1 rRNA gene is annotated in these 223 nt (G+C 56.5%); it reads left to right on the top strand.

Annotated elements, in window-relative coordinates:
- Positions 1 to 98 (top strand): 16S ribosomal RNA (locus BG452_RS37980); the annotation flags it as partial.
- Positions 99 to 223 lie beyond the last annotated feature (125 nt).

Here is a 223-nt window from a genome sequence, read left to right as displayed (position 1 = left end):
ACCCGTAAGGGGAGGAGCCGTCGAAGGTGGGACCAGCGATTGGGACGAAGTCGTAACAAGGTAGCCGTACCGGAAGGTGCGGCTGGATCACCTCCTTTCTAAGGAGCAATATGCCGCTTGCAGGCGAGTGTTCTGCACGGTTGCTCATGGGTGGAACGTTGACTATTCGGCACATTCGGTAGGGCCTGTTAGTACTGCTTCGGCGTGGAACACAGAGTCTGTA

The organism is Streptomyces sp. CBMA123, assembly GCF_014596465.1.
Lineage (GTDB): Bacteria > Actinomycetota > Actinomycetes > Streptomycetales > Streptomycetaceae > Kitasatospora.
This window is presented reverse-complemented; position numbering and strand designations above follow the sequence as displayed.